The following is a 1,699-nucleotide window of genomic DNA, read 5'->3' on the forward strand; positions in this document are numbered from 1 at the left end:
CGGCGAGCTGTGCGGAGAGGTCGTAGGCTGTGGCGTCCCCTTCACAGATGGCGAGGTCCGTGGGCGTTCCGGCCTCGGGCTGCTGGTCAAAAGTGACGGTTATCTCGTCGAACCCTGAACATGTACCGTTGACGTCGGTCCACCGGAACGTATAGGTACCGTACGCGTCCACGGTAACGTTGGTGGTCTCGTCATTGGGGTCGGCAAAGGTGGCGGTGCCCACAAGGGGCGTCTCGTTGGTCCATGTGCCCGTTCCCACAGCAGCAACGGCGTTGGTGGCGAATGGGTTGCCCACCCCTATTCCGCAGACGTCACCATCGGATCCTGCATTGGCGATGGGTGCTCCCGGGTCTGTCAGGGTCACGTCGGGGTCTTCGGTGGAGGTGCACCCGTTTACGGTTATCCTCAGGTTGTCATAGTTGCCCGCTGTGAGCCCATTGACTACCGCACTGCCGGCGTTGACCGGTACGGCATTGAAAATGCCTGTGTCATGGACAATGTCGTAGTTGCCATTGGGGACATTTGTGAATATTAATGTTATGGAGCCATCGTTTCCGGAACAGCTGGTCGGGTCGGAAAAGAGACTCACGCCAATGGTCGGTCTATCGTTTATGGTCAGTGTCATGGAGTCGTTCACGGGGCCGCAGCTTCCGTTTCCGGCGCCCCTCAGTGTCAGTACTACGGAGCCGTTGGCGATGTCGTTCGCACCGGGTGTGTATACGGGCAACAGGATGTTCGGGTCACTGAAGGTTCCGTCCCCTGCGGTCTGCCAGAGCAGCGCACTTGTGTTCGATGCGCTTGGCGGGACACCGGAAGCTGAAAAATCGTGCGTATCCCCCTGGCATATCTCCTCGTCGGAGCCGGCGCCCACAACGGGCGCGGGCGTTATGGTCAGTGTCATGGAGTCGTTCACGGGGCCGCAGCTTCCGTTGCCCGATCCCGTTAGGGTAAGCACCACACTGCCGTTGGCGATGTCGTTCACGCCAGGGGTATATGTAGGTGCCAACATGGTGGCGTCGTCAAAGCTGCCGTCTCCCGCACTGCTCCATATCAGGGAGCTTGTGCCGCTTTCGGTGGGCACGGTTCCGGAGTTCGACAGGTCGTGCGTATCCCCCTGGCATATCTCCTCGTCGGAGCCGGCGCCCACAACAGGTGCGGGGGTTATGGTCAGTTCCATGGAGTCGTTCACGGGGCCGCAGCTTCCGTTGCCGGCGCCCCTCAGTGTCAGTACTACGGAGCCGTTGGCGATGTCGTTCGCACCGGGCGTGTATACGGGCAACAGGATGTTCGGGTCACTGAAGGTTCCGTCCCCTGCGGTCTGCCAGAGCAGCGCACTTGTGTTCGATGCGCTTGGCGGGACACCGGAAGCTGAAAAATCGTGAGTATCCCCCTCGCATACCTCCTCGTCGGAGCCTGCGTCCACAATGGGGGGAGGGGTTATGGTGACGGTAAAGGAGTTCTCGGCGGAGCAGTTGGGCGTAGTGCCGGTCTCTGCGTAGACGTATATGGTCTGTGTCGATGTGATCACGTCCCCTGCGGAGAGCGCGTTGCCCCCACCGTTGGGGGCATCGAAGTAGTCCCCGTCGGTCAGTGCGGGCAGTGTATAGGAATCACAGGCGGTCACATCAGCGGGGTCGTCCACCGCGGGGGTGTCGTTTATGGTGACGGTAAAGGAGTTCTCGGCGGAGCAGTTGGGCGT

At 60.7% G+C, this 1,699-nt stretch carries 1 pseudogene; it reads right to left on the reverse strand.

Going from position 1 to position 1,699, the window contains the following annotated elements:
• Nucleotides 1–1,699: pseudogene (locus RBB12_RS16090) on the reverse strand (hypothetical protein); the annotation flags it as partial.

Source organism: Allomuricauda sp. MMSF_3307, assembly GCF_030733585.1.
GTDB lineage: Bacteria > Bacteroidota > Bacteroidia > Flavobacteriales > Flavobacteriaceae > Flagellimonas.